The organism is Pyxidicoccus sp. M6, from assembly GCF_055568925.1.
In genome coordinates, this window is the sequence record NZ_CM145714.1 from 9326655 (window position 1) to 9347032 (window position 20378).

Annotated in this window: 25 protein-coding genes; 16 read left to right on the forward strand and 9 right to left on the reverse strand. The window is 69.3% G+C overall.

Translation table 11 applies throughout. The features are described 5' to 3' along the window. Window positions 1-15 precede the first annotated feature (15 nt). Window positions 16-2148 (reverse strand): M28 family peptidase, encoded by a 2133-nt coding sequence (locus tag ACVTJA_RS36570; protein WP_465826911.1) that lies wholly within the window; start codon window positions 2146-2148, stop codon window positions 16-18. A gap of 108 nt (window positions 2149-2256) precedes the next feature. Here ACVTJA_RS36570 and ACVTJA_RS36575 point away from each other — a divergent pair, with 108 nt between their 5' ends. After that, window positions 2257-2907, forward strand: a complete 651-nt coding sequence (locus ACVTJA_RS36575; RefSeq protein WP_465826914.1) for a hypothetical protein — start codon at window positions 2257-2259, stop codon at window positions 2905-2907. A gap of 1 nt (window position 2908) precedes the next feature. Here the strand turns inward: ACVTJA_RS36575 and ACVTJA_RS36580 are convergent, their stop codons facing one another. From ACVTJA_RS36580 to ACVTJA_RS36600, 5 genes are all read right to left on the reverse strand, one after another. Beyond that, on the reverse strand, window positions 2909-3541 hold the full coding sequence (locus ACVTJA_RS36580; protein WP_465826918.1) for a LysE family translocator: 633 nt from the start codon (window positions 3539-3541) through the stop codon (window positions 2909-2911). A 262-nt stretch (window positions 3542-3803) separates the two neighbouring features. Then, the gene (gene aqpZ, locus ACVTJA_RS36585) at window positions 3804-4631 is read right to left on the reverse strand and encodes an aquaporin Z (RefSeq protein WP_465826920.1); all 828 of its coding nucleotides are present in this window, start codon (window positions 4629-4631) and stop codon (window positions 3804-3806) included. A 187-nt stretch (window positions 4632-4818) separates the two neighbouring features. Then, complete coding sequence (gene hpt, locus ACVTJA_RS36590; protein ID WP_465826923.1) at window positions 4819-5352, reverse strand: hypoxanthine phosphoribosyltransferase; 534 nt, start codon at window positions 5350-5352, stop codon at window positions 4819-4821. 14 nt (window positions 5353-5366) lie between these two features. Further along, a complete protein-coding gene (locus tag ACVTJA_RS36595; RefSeq protein ID WP_465826924.1) occupies window positions 5367-6182 on the reverse strand; it encodes a uracil phosphoribosyltransferase in 816 nt (271 codons plus the stop codon). A gap of 63 nt (window positions 6183-6245) precedes the next feature. Further along, on the reverse strand, window positions 6246-6845 hold the full coding sequence (locus ACVTJA_RS36600; protein WP_465826926.1) for a thymidine kinase: 600 nt from the start codon (window positions 6843-6845) through the stop codon (window positions 6246-6248). A 220-nt stretch (window positions 6846-7065) separates the two neighbouring features. On the opposite strand from ACVTJA_RS36600, the gene ACVTJA_RS36605 reads away from it, so the two are divergent. The 12 genes from ACVTJA_RS36605 to dnaB all read left to right on the forward strand — a co-directional run bounded on the left by ACVTJA_RS36605 (window position 7066) and on the right by dnaB (window position 16789). Further along, complete coding sequence (locus ACVTJA_RS36605; protein WP_465840611.1) at window positions 7066-7428, forward strand: DUF5658 family protein; 363 nt, start codon at window positions 7066-7068, stop codon at window positions 7426-7428. Window positions 7429-7563: 135 nt separating this feature from the next. Continuing rightward, complete coding sequence (gene spoVG / locus ACVTJA_RS36610) at window positions 7564-7863, forward strand: septation regulator SpoVG (protein ID WP_206726123.1); 300 nt, start codon at window positions 7564-7566, stop codon at window positions 7861-7863. A gap of 44 nt (window positions 7864-7907) precedes the next feature. After that, window positions 7908-8858, forward strand: a complete 951-nt coding sequence (locus ACVTJA_RS36615; RefSeq protein ID WP_465840613.1) for a ribose-phosphate pyrophosphokinase — start codon at window positions 7908-7910, stop codon at window positions 8856-8858. A gap of 181 nt (window positions 8859-9039) precedes the next feature. Next, window positions 9040-9735, forward strand: a complete 696-nt coding sequence (locus ACVTJA_RS36620; RefSeq protein WP_465826931.1) for a 50S ribosomal protein L25/general stress protein Ctc — start codon at window positions 9040-9042, stop codon at window positions 9733-9735. A 78-nt stretch (window positions 9736-9813) separates the two neighbouring features. Then, window positions 9814-10389, forward strand: coding sequence for an aminoacyl-tRNA hydrolase (pth, locus tag ACVTJA_RS36625; RefSeq protein WP_465826935.1), 576 nt, complete (start codon window positions 9814-9816; stop codon window positions 10387-10389). Window positions 10390-10642: 253 nt separating this feature from the next. Then, complete coding sequence (rpsF, locus tag ACVTJA_RS36630) at window positions 10643-11119, forward strand: 30S ribosomal protein S6 (RefSeq protein WP_465826939.1); 477 nt, start codon at window positions 10643-10645, stop codon at window positions 11117-11119. A 53-nt stretch (window positions 11120-11172) separates the two neighbouring features. Next, window positions 11173-11589, forward strand: a complete 417-nt coding sequence (rpsR, locus tag ACVTJA_RS36635; protein WP_465826943.1) for a 30S ribosomal protein S18 — start codon at window positions 11173-11175, stop codon at window positions 11587-11589. Window positions 11590-11615: 26 nt separating this feature from the next. Beyond that, entirely contained in the window at window positions 11616-12059 is a 444-nt protein-coding gene (gene rplI / locus ACVTJA_RS36640) for a 50S ribosomal protein L9 (protein WP_465826947.1), read from the forward strand. Between the two features lie 176 nt (window positions 12060-12235). Continuing rightward, complete coding sequence (locus ACVTJA_RS36645; protein WP_465826950.1) at window positions 12236-13405, forward strand: acyltransferase family protein; 1170 nt, start codon at window positions 12236-12238, stop codon at window positions 13403-13405. A gap of 7 nt (window positions 13406-13412) precedes the next feature. Then, complete coding sequence (locus ACVTJA_RS36650; RefSeq protein ID WP_465826952.1) at window positions 13413-14540, forward strand: sensor histidine kinase; 1128 nt, start codon at window positions 13413-13415, stop codon at window positions 14538-14540. Next, window positions 14537-15307: a LytR/AlgR family response regulator transcription factor gene (locus tag ACVTJA_RS36655; RefSeq protein WP_465826956.1), complete on the forward strand. Its 771-nt coding sequence runs from the start codon at window positions 14537-14539 to the stop codon at window positions 15305-15307. Before ACVTJA_RS36650 ends, ACVTJA_RS36655 begins: the two co-directional genes overlap by 4 nt. 111 nt (window positions 15308-15418) lie before the next feature. After that, window positions 15419-16789 (forward strand): replicative DNA helicase, encoded by a 1371-nt coding sequence (gene dnaB, locus ACVTJA_RS36660; RefSeq protein WP_465826959.1) that lies wholly within the window; start codon window positions 15419-15421, stop codon window positions 16787-16789. 90 nt (window positions 16790-16879) lie between these two features. Here the strand turns inward: dnaB and ACVTJA_RS36665 are convergent, their stop codons facing one another. From ACVTJA_RS36665 to thiE, 3 genes are read right to left on the reverse strand one after another with little or no spacing between them, the layout of a single operon-like run. Continuing rightward, entirely contained in the window at window positions 16880-17614 is a 735-nt protein-coding gene (locus ACVTJA_RS36665) for a bifunctional hydroxymethylpyrimidine kinase/phosphomethylpyrimidine kinase (protein WP_465826962.1), read from the reverse strand. Then, a complete protein-coding gene (locus ACVTJA_RS36670) occupies window positions 17611-18375 on the reverse strand; it encodes a gamma-glutamyl-gamma-aminobutyrate hydrolase family protein (RefSeq protein WP_465826965.1) in 765 nt (254 codons plus the stop codon). The genes ACVTJA_RS36665 and ACVTJA_RS36670 overlap by 4 nt, the downstream gene beginning before the upstream one ends. Before the next feature lie 21 nt (window positions 18376-18396). After that, a complete protein-coding gene (thiE, locus tag ACVTJA_RS36675; RefSeq protein WP_465826968.1) occupies window positions 18397-19053 on the reverse strand; it encodes a thiamine phosphate synthase in 657 nt (218 codons plus the stop codon). A 91-nt stretch (window positions 19054-19144) separates the two neighbouring features. On the opposite strand from thiE, the gene ACVTJA_RS36680 reads away from it, so the two are divergent. The 3 genes from ACVTJA_RS36680 to ACVTJA_RS36690 are packed head-to-tail and all read left to right on the forward strand — an operon-like array spanning window position 19145 to window position 20375. Further along, window positions 19145-19420, forward strand: a complete 276-nt coding sequence (locus ACVTJA_RS36680) for a hypothetical protein (protein WP_465826972.1) — start codon at window positions 19145-19147, stop codon at window positions 19418-19420. Beyond that, a complete protein-coding gene (locus tag ACVTJA_RS36685) occupies window positions 19417-19731 on the forward strand; it encodes a DUF1844 domain-containing protein (protein ID WP_465826974.1) in 315 nt (104 codons plus the stop codon). The genes ACVTJA_RS36680 and ACVTJA_RS36685 overlap by 4 nt, the downstream gene beginning before the upstream one ends. Next, window positions 19728-20375, forward strand: a complete 648-nt coding sequence (locus ACVTJA_RS36690; protein WP_465826976.1) for a hypothetical protein — start codon at window positions 19728-19730, stop codon at window positions 20373-20375. The genes ACVTJA_RS36685 and ACVTJA_RS36690 overlap by 4 nt, the downstream gene beginning before the upstream one ends. Window positions 20376-20378: the final 3 nt, after the last annotated feature.

Genomic DNA, 20378 nt, shown 5'->3' on the forward strand with positions numbered 1-20378 from the left:
ATCCACGAGTCTCGCTCAGCGGGCACGCGTCATGACGCCGCCCTGCTCCAGCAACCCGAAGAGCTCCACGAGCTCCTCCACGGGGAATGCGTAGCCATACTCGGCATAGGCCGCATCGCGGATGTCCGCGACGGAGCGCTTCCCATCGGCGTAGCTCGCGACGGCATCGGGCAGTTGAAAGAAGCGCAGCTCGTCCTCTCCGCGCTCCCGCAGGGCGGTGGTCGCGGCGTTCATCGCGGCCTGCACTGCCTCCACCCGAGGCTTGTCCTCCGGACGAGCCTTGCCCGCCACCTCATCGAACGAAGCCAACTCCTGCCCCTTCACACGACGCGGAACGAAGGCCCGCGCCCGGCGCTCGGCCTCGGAGGGAGCCGACTCCTTCAGCGACACACCGCGCGCCTTGCCGTCCGCCTCCAGTCGCTTCAGGGCCTGGGCCTCGGCGGCCTCGAGCCCCTTCACCAGGGCCTGCACCGACGCAGCGGGCGCGCCCAGGGGCACGCAGGTGCGCAGGGCCTCGCGCTCACGCTGGTAGCCAGAACGCACCACGGCGCGGGCCAGGCGGTACACCTCGGGCACCTCCGCGGTCCCCGCCGCTGCCAGATCACGGCGGGCATTGAACTCATCCTCCGCCACACGCCGCACGCCGTGCACCGAGACCAGCCGCGCCACTTCCAATGCGTCCGCGCCTTCCGCCCACGCGGCGACGGTGACGGAGGCCAGGCCCGCGAACGCGGCGCGGTGCAACTGCGTGGGGTCCACGTTCTCCGTCCGGTCACCGCTGGTGTGGTAGGCGTCATCGGGCCACGTGGAGAAGGCCACGCCGGGGATGCCGTAGTCGTTGAAGAGCTGGTGGTCCGACCCCCGGCTGTAGCGCTCCATGTGCGCGTCCAGCGGGTCTCGCGAGCCGGTGACGGAGCCGATGCGGAAGTCCTTCCTCGGCGGGTACACCACCCTGTTGAAGCGATTCATGAAGGCCGCGGTGGACTCGATCACGGCATTCACGAAGCTGGCATTCCAGTCCGGCGTGTACGTCACCATGAAGCGCGAGTGCGTCCGCGTGAGACTCGCGCCGAGCATGTCGAAGTTGAAGTTGGCCACCCGCCGCACCGGGTCATCCGCATGGTGGGAGAACCAATCGCGGGTGCCCTCGAACTCCGGCAGCCACAGCACGCGCAGGGTGCGCACCGGCGGCGGCAGCACGCCCCGGCGGATGAGCGCGGCATACGTGCGCACCACCTCCAGCACGGTGGCCGAGCCCGACGCATTGTCATCGGCCCCGGGCTTGTAGTGGTCCAGGTGCGCGGTGAGGACGACCTCCTCGCCGGAGCGCGTACCGGGGATGACGCCGCTGACGATGTTGTAGTGCCCCGTGGAAGTCTCCGTGGCGACGCTCACGTCGACCTTCACGTCGCCCGCCCGGAGCTGCGCGCGCAGCTCGCGCCCCTGGCGGTCGGAAACCATGAACACGAAGGGCATCCGCGTGCCCGGCGGCAGCAGCGACGGCGCGATGTGGAACCAGCCCACCTGGTCCGGGAAGTCACCGTCCAGGCGATGGGGCCAATTCCACGGCGGCGTCGAGTACGACGAGATGACGCCCACGGCACCGCGCTCGCCCACCGCCTTGCGCACGGCGAACCCCGGCGCGCCGCGCGTGAGGACGACCTTGCCCTTCACGTCCTTGCCCGCGTAGTCCGCGTCCCGCATGCCCGTGTCCACGTCGACCAACTCCAGGCCCGAGCCCTCGAAGCTGCCACTGCCAGGTGCCAGGGACATGGGCAGGTCGGCGTACGAAGTCACGCGGTACCTGTGCGGCCCGGCCACCCACAGCTCGCCGCGAGTGGCGCGCCACTGCGGGCCGTCCTTCATCGGCTCCAGGCGCACGTCCTGGAGCCCCGCGGCCTCGGCGGCGGCCTTCATCCACGTGGCCGCCGCGCCGTAGCCCTCCTGCGTGTCCCGCGCGAGGAGCGCGAGCCGCTGCACGTCATCGTGGATGCGGTCGCCGGAGCTCTCCTGGATGAGGGAGAGCACCACCTCGTCCCGCAGCACGAGGCCGGTGGTGGGCGACACGCGCCCCAGCGGGGACGGAGAAGGCTGGGCGGCGGCACTGAGTGCGACGAGGAGGGCGAAGGAGAGCAGGCAGGTGCGCATGGGATGTCTCGCGGGGCCCCACTCATAATTGCCCGAGTCGCTGGCTACCAGCGCTTGCCGCACCCACCGGGGGGCGTCGCCGCGCCGTGCTAGAACGAGGGTCACCGCATGGACCACTTCGCCCCGCTCCTCTGGCTCTGGATGCTCTGCTTCGCCGTCAACGCGCTCTGGGCCCTGGCCCAGGCGGCGGTGGCGAGCACGCTCGGCGCGCGGCCCGTGCTCGTGGACCTGGGCGTCGGCCCCGTCCTGTTCGCGGCACGCCTGGGCGGAATCCTCTGGTCCTTCCGCCCCTTCGCCATCGCCAGCGCGGTGGGCTTCACGGAAGAGGCCGTGTCCGAGGACGCACCGCAGCGCAACCGGCTCCAGGAGCTCTCACTGCCCATGCACGGCGCAGTCATCCTCCTGCCCTGGGGGGTGCAGGTCGCCATCGCCATGACCTGCCTGGGCGCCGCCGAGGGACTCCGCCAGTTCCTCCACGGCTTCACGCTGCCCTTCGAGCTCTCCGCCCTTCCCGGCCGCGTCGAGCGCCTCGCCGAGATACTGCGCCACGGCGAGCTGCTCCGGGCCTGGGGCCTCCTCAGCGCGAAGATGGCCGCCATCAACCTCCTGCCCGTGCCCGTCCTGGCGGGAGGCCAGCTCCTGCTCCTGCCCTGGCGCGAGCGCTACCCCGTCTGGGCGGGGCTGCTCAATGTGCCGTGCTACCTCGCCTTCCTGGGCTGGGGCCTCTACGTGGCATTCCTCGTCGCCACGACCTTCTGAGCTAATCCCTGCCCTGCAGCGCCAGCCGCGCCCCGAGCGCGACGAACACCGCGCCGGTGACGCGCTTCTGCGCGGCGGCCACGCGCGGGTTGCGCCGCAGCCACGCGCCGAACGCGCCCGACGCCCCCGCGAGGAAGACGAGCCACGCCGTCCCGGTGAAGGCGAACAGCAACCCGAGCACGACGAACTGCGCTCCCGTGGAGCCCCGCGCCGGGTCCACGAACTGCGGCAGGAAGGCGAGGAAGAACAGGGCCACCTTCGGGTTGAATACGTTGGTGACGACACCGTCGCGGAAGATGCGCCACAGGCTCGTGGGCTGCAGGCCCTGCACGGCTTCCGGGCCCGCCTTGCTGCGCAGCATCTGCACGCCCATCCACACGAGGTAGACGGCGCCCACCCACTTCACCACGGTGAAGGCCAGGGCGGACGTCGCCAGCAGCGCGGACAGGCCCAGCGCCGCGGCGGCGATGTGGAACAGGCACCCGGCGGCGATGCCCAGCGCGGACACCACGCCCGCGGACCGGCCCTGGCCGAGGCTCCGCGCCAGCACGTACATCGTGTCAGGCCCGGGCGTGAGGTTGAGGGCGATGCCGGCCAGCATGAACGCGGCGAGACGGGTCGGGTCGAAGAGCATGGCGGTGGCTCCACTCCGTGGCACCCACAAGCTGGGTGCGCGACATCCGCCGTATACGCCCGCCTACGGTCCGCGTGAAGCGTGCCGGCCCACGGAGAGCCGCCGTCGTACGTCCGGCCGCACGCTCCGTCCGCAGGCCGCGATGCCTTTCATTATGCTGCATGTCCCAGCGCGCTTCGTTGGCGGGCAGGTGGAACGCACGCTCCATCCGCTGCCTTCACCCGAACCGCGCGAGGCGCACGCATCGCCAATGCGCCCGGGCTCACACCGGCGTCCGGTGCTCCCTCCGGTCGCTCGCCAGCCGCTCCGCCCGCTCGCGCTCCGTGGCCCGCTCCGCCGTGGTGGCCGTAATCGGCGCCACCGGACGGAACAGCGTGCGGTACACGGCGGCGGCCGTTGCTCCTCCCAGCAGCGGCGCCACGATGAACAGCCAGAGTTGGCTCAACGCCAGGCCGCCCGCGAACACGGCCGGCCCCAGGCTGCGCGCCGGATTCACCGACGTGTTCGTCACCGGAATGCCCACCAGGTGGATGAGCGTCAGCACCAGGCCAATGGCCAGCCCCGCGAAGCCCACCGGCGCGCGCGCATCCGTGGCGCCCAGCACCGTCAGCACCAGCAGGAACGTGAGCGCCACCTCGGTGAGGAAGGCCGCGCTCATGCCGTAGCCCTCGGGCGAGGCGACGCCGAATCCGTTGGACGCCAGCCCCTCTTCCACCGCCGAGTAGCCCCCGGGCATCCCCCGCGCAATCAGCAGCACCACGCCGGCCGCGACAGTCGCCCCCACGCACTGGGCCACCACGTAGCCGAGCGCATGGCGGGACTCCATCTTTCCCGTGAGCAGCAGCCCCAGCGTCACCGCCGGATTGACGTGGCAGCCGGAGATGGGCCCCACCGTGTACACCATCGCCAGCAGCGACAGGCCGAACGCGAACGACACGCCCAGGAAGCCGATGCGCCCTCCCGCCAGCACGGCCGCGCCAACGCCTCCGAGCACCAGCACGAAGGTCCCCACCAGCTCCGCCAGGTACTTGCGGAACGCCTCTTCGCCCCCGACACGGACCGGGGCCGACTCCACCGTGGATGCAGCCATGCGCAGCCTCACTCCGCGAGGCCCCTCGCCGCGGCTGCCCACGGCCGGTGCCTCACGGCACAAGCAGTCCCATGGGAGACAGTGAGCACGGCAACCCGGTGGCGACAGGGCCACCCGCCTCATGGCCGGTGGGGCGGCCTCCGCGAGGAGCCCTCGCAGCGCCGCCCACCCACGACGGCCAGAAGGCCTACTTCCCCTTCATCACGCCGATGAACGGCAGGTTCCGGTACGTCTCGGCATAGTCGAGCCCGTAGCCGACGACGAAGTGGTCGTCGATGACGAAGCCCTTGTAGTCGATGTCCACCTTCGTCCGCGCCCGCGCCGGCTTCTCCAAGAGCGAGCACAGCTTCAGCGACGCCGGGTGCCGCGCCCGCAGGTTCTCCAGCAGGAACTGCATGGTGAGCCCGGTGTCGATGATGTCCTCGATGATGAGCAGGTGCTTGCCCGCCATGGGCTTGCTCACGTCCGTGGTGATGCGCACCTCGCCCGTCGTCTCCGTTCCACCCTGGTAGCTGGACACGCCGAGGAACTCGAGCTTCAGCGGCAGGTCGATGTTCTTCGCCAGGTCCATCGCGAAGAACACCGAGCCCTTCAGCACGCAAATGATGGTCAGGTCCTTGCCCGCGTAGTCGCGCGTAATCTCCGCGGCCAGCTCCCGCACGCGCGCCTGCAACTTGTCCTCGGAAATCAGGACGCCGACTTGCGACTCGTAGAACGCCAAGGCCTGCTCCTTCGCTACACGTAGGCGTTGTTCATGATCTCCCCGAAGCCGCCTCCTCCGGGGACGATGTACTGCCGGTCATCCAGCCCCCGCTCCTTCTCCCAGAGCGCGCCCGGCTCCGTGCCGAACACCTCCGGCGGGGACATGCCCCGGTCCAACCGGAGCGCGTAGATGATGACGTCCGGATGGTCCTTCGTCATGCGCCGCAGGTACTCCGGCGTGATGATGAGGTTCAGGGTGATGATGCGCCGGGGACGCCCCGGCACCTTGTTCTTGTAGAGCGTAATCGCCGTGGACAGGCTGCCGCCCGTGGCCCCCATCGGGTCCGGGAAGAGCACGAAGGCGTCATCCACGTCGCCGCCAATCTTCGCGCCGCCAATCTCCGAGCCCACCACCGCCTGCGCCGCGTCAATCATGCGGCTCATGATGATGTGGTCCTGGCGCACCAGCGTCGGGTCCACCGTGGTGTTCATCAAGTCATACGTCACCTGCGACGGCAGCGTACCCGCACGGGCGATGTTCACCGTGACGACGCGCACCTGCGGGTCGATGACCTCGCCCTGGTAGAGCCCGTTCGGCGTGTAATCAATCATCCGGGTGGGCAGGCTCACCATCTTCCGGGGGAACTCGGCGTTCACCACCGTCTTCACCAGGTCGGTGTAGAGCAGCTCCACCAGCCGGTTGATTTGCGGCTGGATGACGCCCTTGGAGCACAGCGTCGCCAGCTGCGAGAGGAGGAACGGATTTCCCACCAGGTGGACGTGAGGTCCATAGTGGTGGGTCATCTCGTTCAGCCGGAAGGGTACGTTGGCGTACAGGGTGTCGCGCATTCGGTCGGCTCCTCTCGCCCGGGGCCTCGGACCGTAAGGCCCGGGCGGACAACACGGCGGGCCTCAGTCGAACAGCTTGAGTGTCTGCGGCGGGGTGCCTTCTGTCGGCTCCGGCACATGGCACTTGCGGCAGCGCGGCTCGTACGCCCCGGCCGCGCCCACCACCACGCGCTCACCGCTGGACACGATGCGCTGCGAACGATTGGCCGGATTCCCACAGACGACGCAGATGGCCAGCTCCTTCGTCACGTACTCGGACACCGCCATCAACTGCGGCATCGGCTCGAAGGGCCGCCCCTGGTAGTCCTGGTCCAGCCCCGCGCAGATGACCCGCAGGCCCTTGTTGGCGAGCGCCTGTACGACGGCCACCACTTCCACGCCGAAGAACTGCACCTCGTCGATGCCCACCACCTGGGTGTCGGCGGCCAACCGGTAAAAAATCTCTTCAGCCCGGTCGATGGGCGTGGACGTCACCTTGAGCTGCGAGTGGCTCACCACCGCCGTGTCGTCGTACCGGTTGTCGATGCGCGGCTTGAAGACCTGCACCTTCTGCTTGCCGTACAGGGCGCGCTGGACGCGGCGGATCAACTCCTCCGTCTTGCCGGAGAACATGGAGCCGCAGATGACCTCTATCCACCCGATATCTTTGGGGAATTGGTGCAAGGAAGCGCTCGCGGGCAGGGGGCGGAAAGGGCGCGGATAGTCTGCCACACCCCCATGGGAGTCAACTTTCAGCCCACCCCTCCCCATGCGTGTCTCGTCCCACTCCAGCCCGCCTGCCCGCCTGCTTCCGGTAGGGCCCGCGCGGCGCTGGCAAGCCTCTTGAAAGAGGCTCCTCCCGGTTGGGTGTGAACGGGCGCGGGAGGCAGGCGTGGCGGCGACGATGGAGCAGGTGCAGGACGCGGCTTGGAGCAGCAGGGCGTCGTTCTACGTGTCACCGGCCTCGGTGGCGCTGCTGATGCTGAACCTGATGGACGGGCTCTTCACCCTGCTCTTCCTCCAGCTCGGAGTGGCCGAGGAGCTCAACCCCCTCATGCGGCTGGCCTACGAGCAGTCCCCGCTCTTCTTCATGTTCTCCAAGCTCGTCATCGTGAATGCCGGCCTCTGGCTGCTCTGCCTCCACCGGCAGCTGCCGGCCAGCCGCATCGCCATCAGGGCGGGCGCCGTCGTGTACGGCATCATCGTGGTCTACCACCTCGCCTTCCTGACCCACCTGGTCCTTCACTGGCCCGTCGCCGGCCGCTGACCCCACCGGTAGAGCGGTGGACTGTGGGGAGGTTGAACATTGGCCCCCGGGTCACTCGTGTCCCCGCTTGCATTTTACACCCGGTATGTCCCAGGCTTCCCTTCAGCTCCGACCTTTCGGGTTCGGGGGGGGACCATGAACATCACCGACGTCCGGGTGTTTCCGGTCGAAGAGGACAAGCTCAAGGCGTACGTCACCATCACCCTGGATCATTGCTTCGTCATTCGCGATTTGAAGGTCATCCACGGCTCCTCGGGGCTGTTCATCGCGATGCCGGCAAAGAAGAGGAAGGATGGGACGTACAAGGATATTGCTCACCCGCTCAACGCGGATACGCGCAGCCAGATGGAGCGCGTCATCCTCATCGAGTACGAGAGACACCTGCATCAGGCGCAAAGCGGGATGCTCGTCTCCGCGCCAGCGGACCTGGACTAACGACTTCCCTTCCACCCGTGTCCAGGTTAGTCAGCGGCCCCACCATGCAGCCGCGTGACTTCAAGGTCTTCGCCGGGAACTCGAATCCCGGCCTGGCACACCGCATTTGCGAGTACCTCAAGCGCCCGCTGGGCAAGGCGGAGGTCGGTCGCTTCTCCGACGGGGAAATCCACGTCGAGATTGGAGAGAACGTCCGCGGTCATGACGTCTTCATCCTCCAGTCCACGTGCCCGCCGGCCAACGACCACCTGATGGAGCTGCTCATCATGTGCGACGCCCTCAAGCGGGCGAGCGCCGGCTCCATCACCGCCGTCATGCCCTACTACGGCTACGCCCGGCAGGACCGGAAGGTCGCCCCGCGCACGCCCATCACGGCCAAGCTGATCGCCGACCTCCTCGAGGTCGCCGGCGCTGGCCGCGTGGTGTCCATGGACATGCACGCCGGGCAGATTCAGGGCTTCTTCAACATCCCCTCGGACCACCTCTACGGCTCGCCGGTGTTCCTGGAGGATTTGCGCAAGCGCTTCCCGGACTCGCAGGAGATCGTCATCGTCTCGCCGGACGCCGGCGGCGTGGAGCGCGCCCGCGCGTACTCGAAGCGGCTCAACACGGGCCTAGCCATCATCGACAAGCGCCGCCCGCGTCCCAACGCCTCCGAGGTGATGAACCTCATCGGCGACGTGAATGGGAAGGACGCCGTCCTGGTGGACGACATGGTGGACACCGCCGGCACGCTCGCCCAGGCGGCCGCCGCGCTGAAGGCCAAGGGCGCGCGCCGCGTGGTGGCCTACGCCGTCCACCCCATCCTCTCGGGCCCGGCCATTCAGCGCATCACCGACTCCGTGCTGGAGGAGGTGGTGTTCACGGACACGGTGCCGCTGTCGCCCGCGGCGCAGGCCTGCTCGAAGATTCGCGTGCTCACCACCGAGCGCCTCTTCGGCGAGGCCATCGCCCGCATCCACCGCGCCGACTCGCTCAGCTCGCTCTTCGTCTGAGCTGGCGCACGCCTGCCAGCCGGGCGGCTTGACTCCAGGCCCTCCGGCTGGCATGTGCACCCTCCTCCATCGGTCCCCTTACGCGTAGGGGCGCCGTCATCGGGGCCCGCCACTGGGGCGGGATGCCGAGGGCGCCGGGGTGACCGCTGGCAACCGCAGTCCCCTTTCGTGAGGTTTTTCCATGTCCGTCGACAAGAGCACTCTCGAGGCCAAGCCGCGTGAGGGCGCCGGCAAGGGCGTTGCCCGCCGCCTGCGCGCGCAGGGTCTGGTTCCCGCCGTCGTTTACGGCAAGCACCTGGCCAAGCCGGTGCACCTCGCGGTGGACCCCAAGTCCGTCCGCGTGGCCATCAACACCCCGCACAAGTTCAACACCCTCATCCAGATCAAGCTGGGCGGTGACACCCATCAGGTCCTCCTGAAGGACTACCAGATGGACCCCGTCTCCCGCGAAATCCTCCACGTCGACTTCATCGGCGTGCGTGAGACCGAGCCGGTGAAGGTCAACGTCCCGCTCGTGCTCACCGGCAAGGCGGCGGGCGTGGCCGACGGCGGTCTGCTCACCCAGGTCCGCCGCGAGCTCGAGGTCTGGGCGCTGCCGAACGCCATCCCCGAGAAGATTGAAGTGGACGTCACGCCGATGAAGATTGCCGAGGCCATGCACGTCAACGACGTGAAGCTGCCCTCGGGCGTCTCCATCAAGACGAACGTCAACTACACCGTGGCCGTCCTCAGCGCGCCCGAGGCGGTCGAGGCTGCTCCGGCGGCTGCTGCGGCGGCGGCGGCTCCGGCGGCGGCTGCCGCGGCTCCGGCGGCCAAGGCGGGCGACAAGGCGGCGGCGGCTCCGGCTGCCGCGGCCAAGGCCCCGGCGAAGAAGTAGGCTTCGTCGTACGCAACCCTTCTGGAGCGGGGCTGGTCCTCACAAGGGGCTGGCCCCGTTTCCGTTTCGGAGCCTCGCATGAAGCTCATCGTCGGGCTGGGCAACCCGGGGCGCGAGTACGAGCGGCACCGGCACAACATCGGGTTCATGGTGGTGGAGGCACTCTTGTCCCGGGCGCGTGCGGAGCTCAACCAGGAGAAGTTCGCCGCCAGGGTGGGCCAGGGCACGCTGGCCGGTGAGCGCGTCCTCTTCCTGGAGCCGCAGACGTTCATGAACCTGTCGGGCCGCTCGGTGGGAGAGGCCGCGCGCTTCTACAAAATCCCCGTGGAAGACGTGCTCGTCATTCACGACGAGCTGGACATGCCCTTCGGCCGGCTCCAGCTCAAGGCGGGCGGCGGCAGCGGCGGCCACAACGGTCTGAAGAGCATCGTCTCCAGCCTGGGCGCGGAGGCGTTCATCCGCTTGCGCTTCGGCATCGGCAAGCCGGAGGGGCCCAATGCCAAGGAGCGAGTGTCCGGCTACGTCCTCTCCGGCTTCGACGACGGCGAGCGCCGGCAGCTGGAAGAGCTCATCGGCCGCTCCATGGACATCACGGAGTGCTGGATTCGGGACGGCCTCTCCGTCGCCATGAACCGGTTCAACCGGAAGGCGTGAGGGCAGGCAGGCGTCCAGGCGCTTCCGGCCGCTTGACTTGGAGGGGGCCCGCTCCTAGAAGGCGCGTTCCCCCATCGGGCACCCGCCAGGTGGGATGTTCTTTCACAGCTTCCCGTGTTCGTGCACGGGACGTAGCGCGAAGGTGATGGGCGCGCGGTTTCCCATCCCCGGCGGCGCGGGCTTCGGCCTCGCTGACCGTTTCCCCGCTCCTCGGATTGTCCGGGGGGCACTCGACCCCAAGGGGAGAGAAAACATGGCTGAGACGCAGGCCGCGACGCGGCTTCGTGAGTACGAGACCATCTTCCTGGTCAAGCCGGACCTGACGGACGACAACGTGGACAAGCTCAAGGAGCGCGTCCGCGGCATCGTTGGCCGTGAGGGTGGCAAGCTGATCCGCTTCACGGTGTGGGGCAAGAAGAAGACCCTGTTCCCCGTGGCGAAGCAGCCCCGCGCCATCTACGTGCACGCCAGCTACCTGGGTAACTCCAAGCTGGTGGCCGAGGTGGAGCGCAACCTCCGCAACTTCGACGAGGTGTCCCGCTACATCTCCGTGAAGGTCGCCGAAGAGGTGGACCCCGAGACGCGTCCGGTCCTCGAGGACCTGAAGCTGGCCGGCGACGTCGAGGAGACCCGTCCGGGCGGCGCCCCTGCCGAGCGCGAGGGTGGCTTCCGCGGCGGCGGCGATGAGGGCGGTGGCGAGTCGGAGGAGGAGTCGACCGAGGAGGCCTGAGAAGGCCACCGGGTCAATTCCCTTAGGGACCAACCCAGGAATCGAGAACGCTCATGAGCAACGGAACTGAGAACAAGACGGGCGCTGCTCCGGCCGGCCGGACGGGCGGCTTCGGCGGCGGTGGTGGCGGTGGATTCGGCGGTGGCCGTGGTGGCGACCGCGGCGACCGCGGTGGTCGTGAGGACCGCGGCGGGCGCGGTGGCGACGACCGCGGCGGGATGGGTGGCGACGAGGACAAGCGCGGTGGCCGCGGCTTCGGCCGCAAGAAGGTCTGCCGCTTCTGCGCCGAGAAGAACGCCACGGTGGACTTCAAGGACCAGGCGACCCTGAAGTACTTCGTCACGGAGCGCGGCAAGATCATCCCCCGCCGCATCTCCGGCAACTGCGCGAAGCACCAGCGCGAGGTGGCGGTGGCCATCAAGCGCGCCCGTGGCATCGCGCTCCTCCCCTACAACGCGGTGGTCGGCTAGCCGCCGGTCCGCACAGGAGACTGAACATGAAGGTCATTCTGCGTGAGGACATCGACAACCTCGGCAAGTCCGGGGACCTCGTCACCGTGAAGGACGGCTTCGGCCGCAACTACCTGCTGCCTCGCAAGAAGGCGGTGCTCGCGAGCGAGCAGAACATGCGCCAGCTCGAGCACGAGAAGTCGGTCATGACCGCCCGCAACGCCAAGCTGAAGGGCGCGGCGGAGGATCAGGCCAAGAAGATCGGCAGCATCAAGGTGACCATCAAGCGCAAGGTCGGCGAGCAGGACAAGCTGTTCGGCTCCGTCACCGCGCTGGACATCGCCGAGGCCGTTGCCGCCCAGGGTCAGACGGTGGACCGCCGTGCCATCCACCTGCCCGAGCCCATCAAGTCGACGGGCAGCTTCGAGGTGGAGCTGCGCCTGCACCGCGAGGTGACGGCGAAGATCAAGGTCGACGTGGTGGCCGAGTAGTCATCGCCCTTCGTCACTGAAGTTCGCAAAGGCCGTCCGGGGCAACCCGGGCGGCCTTCTGCTTTTCGCGGGGCTCCGCCTCCCGTCCGGCTCGCGCCGTGCCCGGTCCGTCCCGCGACATCCGCGTGGAGCGTCCGGCGCGCGGTGCGTATCCCAGAGCGGAAGGAGGCTCACCCATGAGCACTGCCGCACCGCGCGCCGCCGCCGTTGACGACCACCGCCCCGACCTGGACTGGCTCCGGGTGGTGTGCATCCTGCTGCTGCACTTCTTCCACACGGGGATGATGTTCAACCGGTGGGACTGGCACGTGAAGAGCGCCGAGGCGCTCACGTGGCTGGAGCCGCCCATGGAGGTGCTGCACCACGTGCGCATGCCGCTGCTGATGCTCATCTCCGGCGTGGGCACGGCGCTGGCGCTGCGTCGGCGCTCGGTGGGGGCGTTCGCGAAGGACCGCGTGAAGCGGCTCTTCGGGCCGCTGGTGTTCGGCATCTTCATCGTGGTGCCGCCGCAGATCTACGTCGAGCAGTTGTTCCGCGGCCGCTTCCACGGGAGCTACGCGGAGTTCTACCCGTCGGTGTTCGACCTCGTGCCCTACCCCGCCGGCAGCTTCAGCTGGCACCACCTCTGGTTCGTCGCGTACCTCTTCGTCTACTGCGTGCTCGCGCTGCCGCTCTTCTGGGCGCTGGGCACCAAGCGCGGGCAGGCCTTCCTCTCGCACGTGGAGGGCTGGCTGTGCCGCAAGTGGAACGTGGTGTGGCTGTTCGTCCCGCTCGCGCTCAACGCGCTGCTGCTGCACGCGTACCCCACGACGCACGCGCTCTTCGATGACCCGCGCACGTTCGGCCACTACGGCCTGCTGTTCCTCATGGGCCACCTGCTCGGCCGCTGCCCTCGCGTGTGGGACTCGCTCGTGGAGCGGCGGCACGAATTGCTCGTGGTGAGCATCCTCCTGTTCGCCATCATGTTCCCGCCGGACGAGTTCGCCCTGGTGCCGGAGATGCTCGGCGCCCAGTCGGCGCTCTGGTTCTTCATCCTCACGGCGCTGGCCTGGGCACGCTCGCGCATCCACGTCCGCCGGCCCTGGCTGAAGCACGCGCAGGAGCTGTCGTACCCCTTCTACATCCTCCACCAGACGGTCATCGTCGTCGTGGGCTACGCGTTCCTCCCGCTTCCCGTGGGGACGGTGACGCTCTTCGGCCTGGTGCTCGTCGTGTCCTTCGCCCTGACGTGGGCGCTGACGGAGGCTGTGGCTCGGGTGCCCCTCCTGCGGCCGTGCTTCGGGATGAAGCCGCGCGCCGCCCGGCCCGTGCCCCCGCGGACGGTGGAGGCGGGGCATACTGCCTGAGGCGCCCATGGCTTCCCTCCCCACCGACGGCACCTCCCCTCACGCCTTGCGCTGGCAGTGGCCGAGCATCCGCGCGAAGCCCGCGCTGGGGCTGTTCGCGCTCTTCCTGGGAGTGGGGCTGTGGAACGGGATGACGGTGTGGTTCACCATCCGTGGCAATGGCGGCTCGGTGCACGTCCTGGAACCGTTCGTCTGGGAAATCACCGGGGCGCTGGGAGTCTGGGTGGCGCTGCCCATCCTCCACGCCGCGGTGCTCAACGCCCCGGGGCCGAGCGTTGGCTGGGCGCGCTTCCTGGGTATCCACGTGGTGGGCTACCTGCTCTTCACCACACTGCACATGGTGGCGATGGTGCCGCCGCGCTACCCGCTCTACACGCTGCTCGGGCTGGGCACGTATGACTATGGAGACCTGACCTTCCGCATCCCCATGGAGGCGCAGAAGGACCTCATCGTGTACGCGGTGGGCTCGGTGCTGCAGCGGCTCTTCAACGCCTGGAAGGAGCGGCAGGCGCGAGTGGTTCGCGAGGCCACACTGGAGAGCGAGTTGCGCGAGGCGCGGCTCCAGGCGCTCACCGGCCAGCTCCACCCGCACTTCCTCTTCAACGCGCTGAACACCATCAGCTCGGTGATGTACGAGGACCTGGCGCGCACGGACCGGCTGCTGAGTGATTTGGGCGGCCTGCTGCGCGCCAGCCTGGAGCGGAAGGACGCCACGTGGACGCTGGCGGAGGAGCGTACGCATGCGGAGCGCTTCGTCGCCCTGCTGGCCGCGCGCTTCGGTGAGCGCGTGAGGGTGAGCTGGGACGTGGCGCCGGGACTGGACGCGGCGCGCGTGCCCTGCTTCGCGCTGCAGGCGTTGGTGGAGAACGCGGTGAAGCACAACCAGGACCGCCGCGAGCCGCTGGAGGTGCGCATCCGCGCCCGCGACGACGGGCCGGGCTGGTGGCTCGAGGTGGAGGACACCGGGCGTGGCTTCGGAGAGGCGTCGCCCGCGAAGGGGCCCGGCGTGGGGCTGGCGCACCTGGAGCGCATCCTCGCGTTGCTGCACGGCGGACGGGCACGGCTGGAGCGCGGGCAGGGGCCTGAAGGTGGCGCGCGCGTGTCACTGTGGCTGCCTCGCGAGGTGGCTGCATGAAGCGCTTCGGCGTGCTCGTCGTCGACGACGAAGCCCCCGCACGGGCCAAGGTGAAGCGGCTGCTCGCGGACGACTCGCGTTTCCTGCTCGCGGGGGAAGCCGTGGACGGCACGGACGCCCTCGCGCGGGTGGAGGCCCTGCGTCCAGACCTGCTCGTCCTCGACGTGCAGATGCCGGGGCTCACCGGCTTCGAGGTGCTGGAGGCGCTCGGCCCGGACGCCTGCTCCGCCGTCATCTTCTCCACCGCCTACGACGCCTTCGCCCTCAAGGCCTTTGACGCGCACGCGGTGGACTACCTCCTCAAGCCCTACGACGCGGCCCGCTTCGGCCGGGCGCTCGACAAGGCCCATGCGCTGCTCGGCGCCGGCGAGCGCGAGTCCGGCCGCGTCCAGGCGCTCCTCGAAGACGTGTCCCGCGCCACGCCCGCGCGCCCGCTGGAGCGGCTCGTCGTGAAGGTGGGCGAGGCCTGGGTGCCGCTGAAGCTGGACACCGTGTGGCGCCTGTCCTCCGAGGACAAGTACGTGCGCCTCCACACCGCGCAGGGCGAGCACCTCGTCCGCCAGAGCCTGCGCGCGCTGGAGGAGCGGTTGGATCCGGCGCGCTTCGTCCGCGTGCACCGGGGCGACATCGTCAACCTGGACGCGGTGGCGAAGCTGGAGCCCTGGACGCACGGCGACGGCATCCTCGTCCTCAAGGACGGCACCACGGTGGTGCTCAGCCGCACGTGGCGTGAAGCCTTCCTCGAAAGATGGGGAATGGCGGGGTGAGCCAGGGGGTAGGGCCGCCGCCCTGCTCCCACCCGGTGCTACAGGTCGGTTGCGCCCTGTCGCAGAAAATTGGGGCCACGTCAGAGCCGCCTGTAGAGTGAGCAGGCAGCCATGGAAAACGTCCTCGACACAAGAGATGGCCGGCGGGTTCACGAGGACCTGGCGGCCGAACGGGCAGTGCTGGGCGCGGTGCTCGCGGACAACACGCTCATCGCCGCCGTGGCGGAGGCGGTCAGCGCCGACGATTTCTCCAGCCCCGCACACGCGCAGATTTTCGCGGCGATGATCCGGCTGGACGGCCAGTCCCGTCAGGTCGACCACCTGACGCTGGCCGAAGAGCTGAAGGTATTGGGGCAGCTCGTCGCCGTGGGCGGCCCCGCGTACCTGATGCGGCTGGACCAGGTGGTGCCGCTGGCGTCCAACGCCGTCCAGTACGCGCAGATCGTCAAGGACCAGGCCATCCGCCGTCGCCTGGCCAACGTGGGCCGGGAGATTCAGGAGCTGGCCAGCTCGGAGACGGGCGAGCTGGAGGTGCTGCTCGACGAGGCCGAGCGCAAGGTGTTCCTCCTCGCGGAGAAGAAGCGCGAGGGAGACCTGCGCCCGGTCAGCGAGCTGATGGAGCAGACGCTCGACCTGCTCGACAAGATGAAGGCGGCGGCCACGGGCATAACGGGCCTGTCCACCGGCTACATCGACCTGGACAACCAGCTCACGGGCCTGCACGCGGGCGAGCTCATCATCCTCGCGGCGCGTCCCGGCATCGGCAAGACGTCCTTCGCGATGAACATCGCGGTGCACGCGGCGCTGAAGGAGAACAAGGCCGTCGGCATCTTCAGCCTCGAAATGCCCGCCGACCAGCTCCTCATGCGTCTGCTCGCGTCCACCGCGCGCGTGGACATGAAGAAGCTTCGCGGCGGCCGGCTCACACCGCACGACGAGGAGAAGTTCCAGGAGATGGCGGGCGCGCTCTACAACGCGCCCATCTACATCGACGACTCCGGCGGTCTGTCCCCGTTCGATTTGCGCGCCAAGGCGCGGCGCGTGAAGCAGAAGGACCCGCGGCTGTCGCTGCTGGTCATCGACTACCTCCAGCTCATGCACCAGAAGGGCAAGGTGGAGAGCCGCCAGCTGGAAGTGGCGGAAATCTCCCGCGCGCTCAAGCAGCTGGCGAAGGAGCTGGAGGTGCCCATCATCGCGCTCAGTCAGCTCAACCGTAAGGTGGAGGAGCGCAAGGGTGGCAAGCCCATGCTGTCGGACCTGCGTGAGTCCGGCTCCATCGAGCAGGACGCCGACGTGGTGATGTTCATCCACCGCGAGGAGACGGAGGAAGGCGGCGAGGGCGGAGAGTCGGCCGCGCGCTCCAGCACCGTCATCCCCGTGGAGCTCATCATCGCCAAGCAGCGTAACGGCCCCGTGGGCTCCATCGATTTGGTGTTCCTCTCCGAGTACACCCGCTTCGAGAGCCGCAGCCGCAGCGAGTAGGCGCCCCGCGACGCTCCAGGCAACCTGGAGCGTCTCGCGGACAGCCTTCGCGTCGAGAGCAGCGCAGCCGCAGCGAGCAGTTGCCCTGCCCTACCCCGCGCGCAGGTAACGCACCACGAGCCCGCGCGCCGCGCGCACCGCGGACTCCACCGTGCGGCCCCGCCCCAGCTCCGTCGCCAGCGCCGAGGCCAATCGGCACCCGGTGCCACGTCTCTCGGGCGCGCGCTCCAGCCATTCACCTCGCAGCACGCGCACGCGCTCGGGTGTGGCGAGCACGTCCGCCAGTCCTGCATCCCCCGGCAGGTGCCCGCCCTTCACCAACACCGCGCCAAAGCCATACCGAGCCAGCGCGGCGGCCGCCTCCGAGGCCTCCTCCACCGAGCGCGGCGCGGACCCGCCCAGGAGCCATCCCGCCTCATCCAGGTTCGGCGTGAGCACCACGCGCGGGCCCGCCAGCGACAGGTACGTCTTCGGAGACAGTCGCGACAGCACCTGCCCGCGCGACGTACGCACCACCGGGTCCACCACCCACCACGCGTCCTCGCCATTCAGGGCCGCGCGTGCGGCGGACAACTGCGCGGAGCCGGGCACCATGCCCCACTTCACCGCGTGCAGCGGCCCCAGCTCGCGCGCGGCGGCAATCTGCGCCGCCACCACGCGCGACGGCGAGGCCACCCACGAGAACGTCTTCAAGCCCTGCGCCGTCTGCGCCAGGGGCACCGCCACCGGCAGCCCGTCTCGCTCCAGCACGGCCGACAAGTCCGCGAGCAGTCCCGCCCTCCCCGTGGGCTCGTGCCCCGCCAGCAGGAGGACGCGCGGAGTCACCGCCGGTGCTCGCGCGCCTTCTGGATGAAGGACTTGTACAGCCCCGTGTGCACCGGAATCGTCGTGGCCATGTACTCGGGGTGCCATTGCACGCCCACGGCGAAGGCATGTGCGGTGGACTCAATGGCCTCCACCACGCCATCCGGCGCCACCGCGCACACCACCACGTCCTTGCCCGCCGCGCGCACCGCCTGATGGTGCGTGGAGTTGACCATCAACTGGCCGTGCCCCACCGCCTCCGCCAGCAGCGTGCCGCTCTTCACCTCCACCGGGTGCTGCGGCTGCGTGCGGTCATGCTTCTGCTCGTGCTCGCGAGCACCCTGCACCTCGCGGCCGATGTCCTGGAACAGCGTCCCGCCCAGCACCACGTTGAGCAACTGCATGCCGCCGCAGATGCCCAGCACCGGCATGTTCCGCTTGAGCGCGCCGCGCATCAGCGCCGCCTCGAACGCGGTGCGCCCCTCCTTCAGCGTGCCCAGCCCCTCGCGCGCCGTCTCGCCATATGCCTCGGGCGGGATGTCGAACGCGCCACCGGTGATGAGCACCCCGGAGACGCGGTCCAGGTACGCCTCCACGCACGTGGGGTCGTCCGTGTACGGCAGCACGAAGGGCAGGCCCCCGGTGCGCATCACCGCGTCCGAGTACGGCACCTTCAGCTCATAGCGGGCAAAGGGCTGGTCCTCGGGCTGGCTCCAGTCCGGAGTGATGCCGATGTTGGGGCGGCGCGGCGGCGGCCCGTGGTGTCGCGGATGGTTGTTCATGGGGCTCCTGGGCGCGCGAGGCTAGTCCCCCGTCCCGCCCTGTTCAAACGCGGCCACCAGCTGCCGCACCCGCTCGGCGATGTCCTTGGCGAGCAGGGCGTCGGACACCACCGCCGCGCCATGCGCCCCCGTCGCCGCCACCCGAGCGATGTTCCCGAGCTTCACCCCGCCAATGCCCACCACCGGCAGCGGACTGCCCTTCACCACCGCGGCGAAGTCCTCCAGCCCCAGCACCGGCGCCCCCACCTGCTTCGTCATCGTGGCGAAGAGCGGCCCCACGCCCACGTAGTCCGCGCCCGCGTCCCGCGCCGCCCTCGCTCCCTCCACGCCCCGCACCGTCACGCCCACCAGCCGGCCGGGCCCCAGGAGCTCGCGCGCGGCCTCCGGTGGGAGGTCCTCGTCTCCCACGTGCACCCCGTCCGCCCCCGCCAGCAGCGCCAGGTCCACCCGGTCATTGAGCAGGCACAGCGCCCCCGCGCGGTGGCACAGCGCCGTCACCTCGCGCGCGGCGGCCAGCGCGGCCCGGGGCGGTGTGCGCTTCATGCGCAGCTGCATCACCCGGGCGCCACCGGCCAGCAGCCGCGCCGCCTTGTCCACCAGCGGAACATCCGGGAGCACGGTGTCGTCGCAGAGAAGATAGGGGCCTCGGGGAAGCATGTTGCGGGGCGGTGCGTTCATCGGCTCTGGAAGACGGCTCGGCGGCGTTGACAGGCGCCCTCCCTGCTATAAGGTGGCGCGCTGTTTTCCAAGCAATTCTGAGGATTTGAACATGGCGGATACGGCGGACCCGAAGTACCTCGACAAGCGCACGGCCGAGCGTTACCTGCGCTCCGGCCACCTGGACGAGAAGGCGTACGATCGCCACCTCAAGGGCCTGCCCGACGTGGCGGAGAAGGCCGTCCCCATCGAGACGCTGATGCTCGGCGACGTGGACGACTTCGAGGACGACGAGGAGGAGGAGGACGAGATCGACGAGGACGAGGACGAGTCCGATGAGGACACGTCCGACGAGACCTCCACCGACGAGGGTTCGGCCTCCGCATGAGCTCCGGGGACGAGAAGCGCGGCGAGACCTTCGTGATGCGGGGGGAAGCGCGCTCCGCGTCCGAAGAGTCCATTTCCTTCAGCACCTTCATCGTGGGGCTGGGCACCGCGGTGCTCATCTACCTCGGTGACGCTCCCAACCCGGAGACGGGCCAGACGGTGAAGGACTTGCCGCTGGCCCGGCAGAACCTGGACCTGCTTTCCATGCTGCGCGCGAAGACGAAGGGGAACCTCACGCCCGAGGAGGAGAAGCTCTTCGACGGGCTCCTGACGGACCTGCGCCTGCGCTTCGTGGAGGCGAGCAAGCGGTGACGGTGTCTGCTTCCCGTTCGGGCGGGCTGCCTCGCGGCATCCGCTTCGCAGCCCTGGTGAGCCTCGTGCTCGCCGCCCTCACCGGCTGGTCCGCCCTGAGCGAGGCCACGCAGCTCGAGCACTTCTACGAGTCGCGTGACCGGCAGCTCGAGCTCGACTACCCCACCTGGATGGGCGACAAGGCCATCATGGAGACGGTGGTGCGGACGCACTTCTCCGCCCTCGAGCCCATGCGGGAGCCTCGCATCGTGCTGATGGGGGTGCTCTCCATCGCGTGTGCCTTCGTCTTCGTGGCCGCGGCGCGCATGCTCCGTCCGGACGGCCTGCCCCGCGAGGGCATGCGGCGGATGCTCGGCAGGGCCGCTCTCGTCGTGGCCGTGCTGCGCACCATCGACGGAGCCCAGCTCGCCGTGGTGGCTCGGCGCATGGGTATCGCCATGGCGGAGGGCCTCCGCCACCTGCCCGTGTATCAGGACGAGGTGGGCACGCAGGTGGTGAGCACCGTTCCCTCGATGGCCGTGGCCGCCTCCGTGCTCGGGACGGCCATCATCGCGGGCACCTTCGCCCTGCTCGGCCAGTACTTCCGCAGCGACTCCGTGCGCGACGCAGTCCTCGCGAGAGATCCGGAGCCCGAAGAGGACTAGGCG

What these genes read in the sequence shown, in the direction of transcription:
- ACVTJA_RS36570 (WP_465826911.1), bottom strand. Translation starts at nt 2,148, where the DNA reads ATGCGCACCTGCCTGCTCTCCTTCGCCCTCCTCGTCGCACTCAGTGCC.
- ACVTJA_RS36575 (WP_465826914.1), top strand. Translation starts at nt 2,257, where the DNA reads ATGGACCACTTCGCCCCGCTCCTCTGGCTCTGGATGCTCTGCTTCGCC.
- ACVTJA_RS36580 (WP_465826918.1), bottom strand. Translation starts at nt 3,541, where the DNA reads ATGCTCTTCGACCCGACCCGTCTCGCCGCGTTCATGCTGGCCGGCATC.
- aqpZ (WP_465826920.1), bottom strand. Translation starts at nt 4,631, where the DNA reads ATGGCTGCATCCACGGTGGAGTCGGCCCCGGTCCGTGTCGGGGGCGAA.
- ACVTJA_RS36595 (WP_465826924.1), bottom strand. Translation starts at nt 6,182, where the DNA reads ATGCGCGACACCCTGTACGCCAACGTACCCTTCCGGCTGAACGAGATG.
- ACVTJA_RS36605 (WP_465840611.1), top strand. Translation starts at nt 7,066, where the DNA reads ATGGAGCAGGTGCAGGACGCGGCTTGGAGCAGCAGGGCGTCGTTCTAC.
- spoVG (WP_206726123.1), top strand. Translation starts at nt 7,564, where the DNA reads ATGAACATCACCGACGTCCGGGTGTTTCCGGTCGAAGAGGACAAGCTC.
- ACVTJA_RS36615 (WP_465840613.1), top strand. Translation starts at nt 7,908, where the DNA reads ATGCAGCCGCGTGACTTCAAGGTCTTCGCCGGGAACTCGAATCCCGGC.
- ACVTJA_RS36620 (WP_465826931.1), top strand. Translation starts at nt 9,040, where the DNA reads ATGTCCGTCGACAAGAGCACTCTCGAGGCCAAGCCGCGTGAGGGCGCC.
- pth (WP_465826935.1), top strand. Translation starts at nt 9,814, where the DNA reads ATGAAGCTCATCGTCGGGCTGGGCAACCCGGGGCGCGAGTACGAGCGG.
- rpsF (WP_465826939.1), top strand. Translation starts at nt 10,643, where the DNA reads ATGGCTGAGACGCAGGCCGCGACGCGGCTTCGTGAGTACGAGACCATC.
- rpsR (WP_465826943.1), top strand. Translation starts at nt 11,173, where the DNA reads ATGAGCAACGGAACTGAGAACAAGACGGGCGCTGCTCCGGCCGGCCGG.
- rplI (WP_465826947.1), top strand. Translation starts at nt 11,616, where the DNA reads ATGAAGGTCATTCTGCGTGAGGACATCGACAACCTCGGCAAGTCCGGG.
- ACVTJA_RS36645 (WP_465826950.1), top strand. Translation starts at nt 12,236, where the DNA reads ATGAGCACTGCCGCACCGCGCGCCGCCGCCGTTGACGACCACCGCCCC.
- ACVTJA_RS36650 (WP_465826952.1), top strand. Translation starts at nt 13,413, where the DNA reads ATGGCTTCCCTCCCCACCGACGGCACCTCCCCTCACGCCTTGCGCTGG.
- ACVTJA_RS36655 (WP_465826956.1), top strand. Translation starts at nt 14,537, where the DNA reads ATGAAGCGCTTCGGCGTGCTCGTCGTCGACGACGAAGCCCCCGCACGG.
- dnaB (WP_465826959.1), top strand. Translation starts at nt 15,419, where the DNA reads ATGGAAAACGTCCTCGACACAAGAGATGGCCGGCGGGTTCACGAGGAC.
- ACVTJA_RS36670 (WP_465826965.1), bottom strand. Translation starts at nt 18,375, where the DNA reads ATGAACAACCATCCGCGACACCACGGGCCGCCGCCGCGCCGCCCCAAC.
- thiE (WP_465826968.1), bottom strand. Translation starts at nt 19,053, where the DNA reads ATGAACGCACCGCCCCGCAACATGCTTCCCCGAGGCCCCTATCTTCTC.
- ACVTJA_RS36680 (WP_465826972.1), top strand. Translation starts at nt 19,145, where the DNA reads ATGGCGGATACGGCGGACCCGAAGTACCTCGACAAGCGCACGGCCGAG.
- ACVTJA_RS36685 (WP_465826974.1), top strand. Translation starts at nt 19,417, where the DNA reads ATGAGCTCCGGGGACGAGAAGCGCGGCGAGACCTTCGTGATGCGGGGG.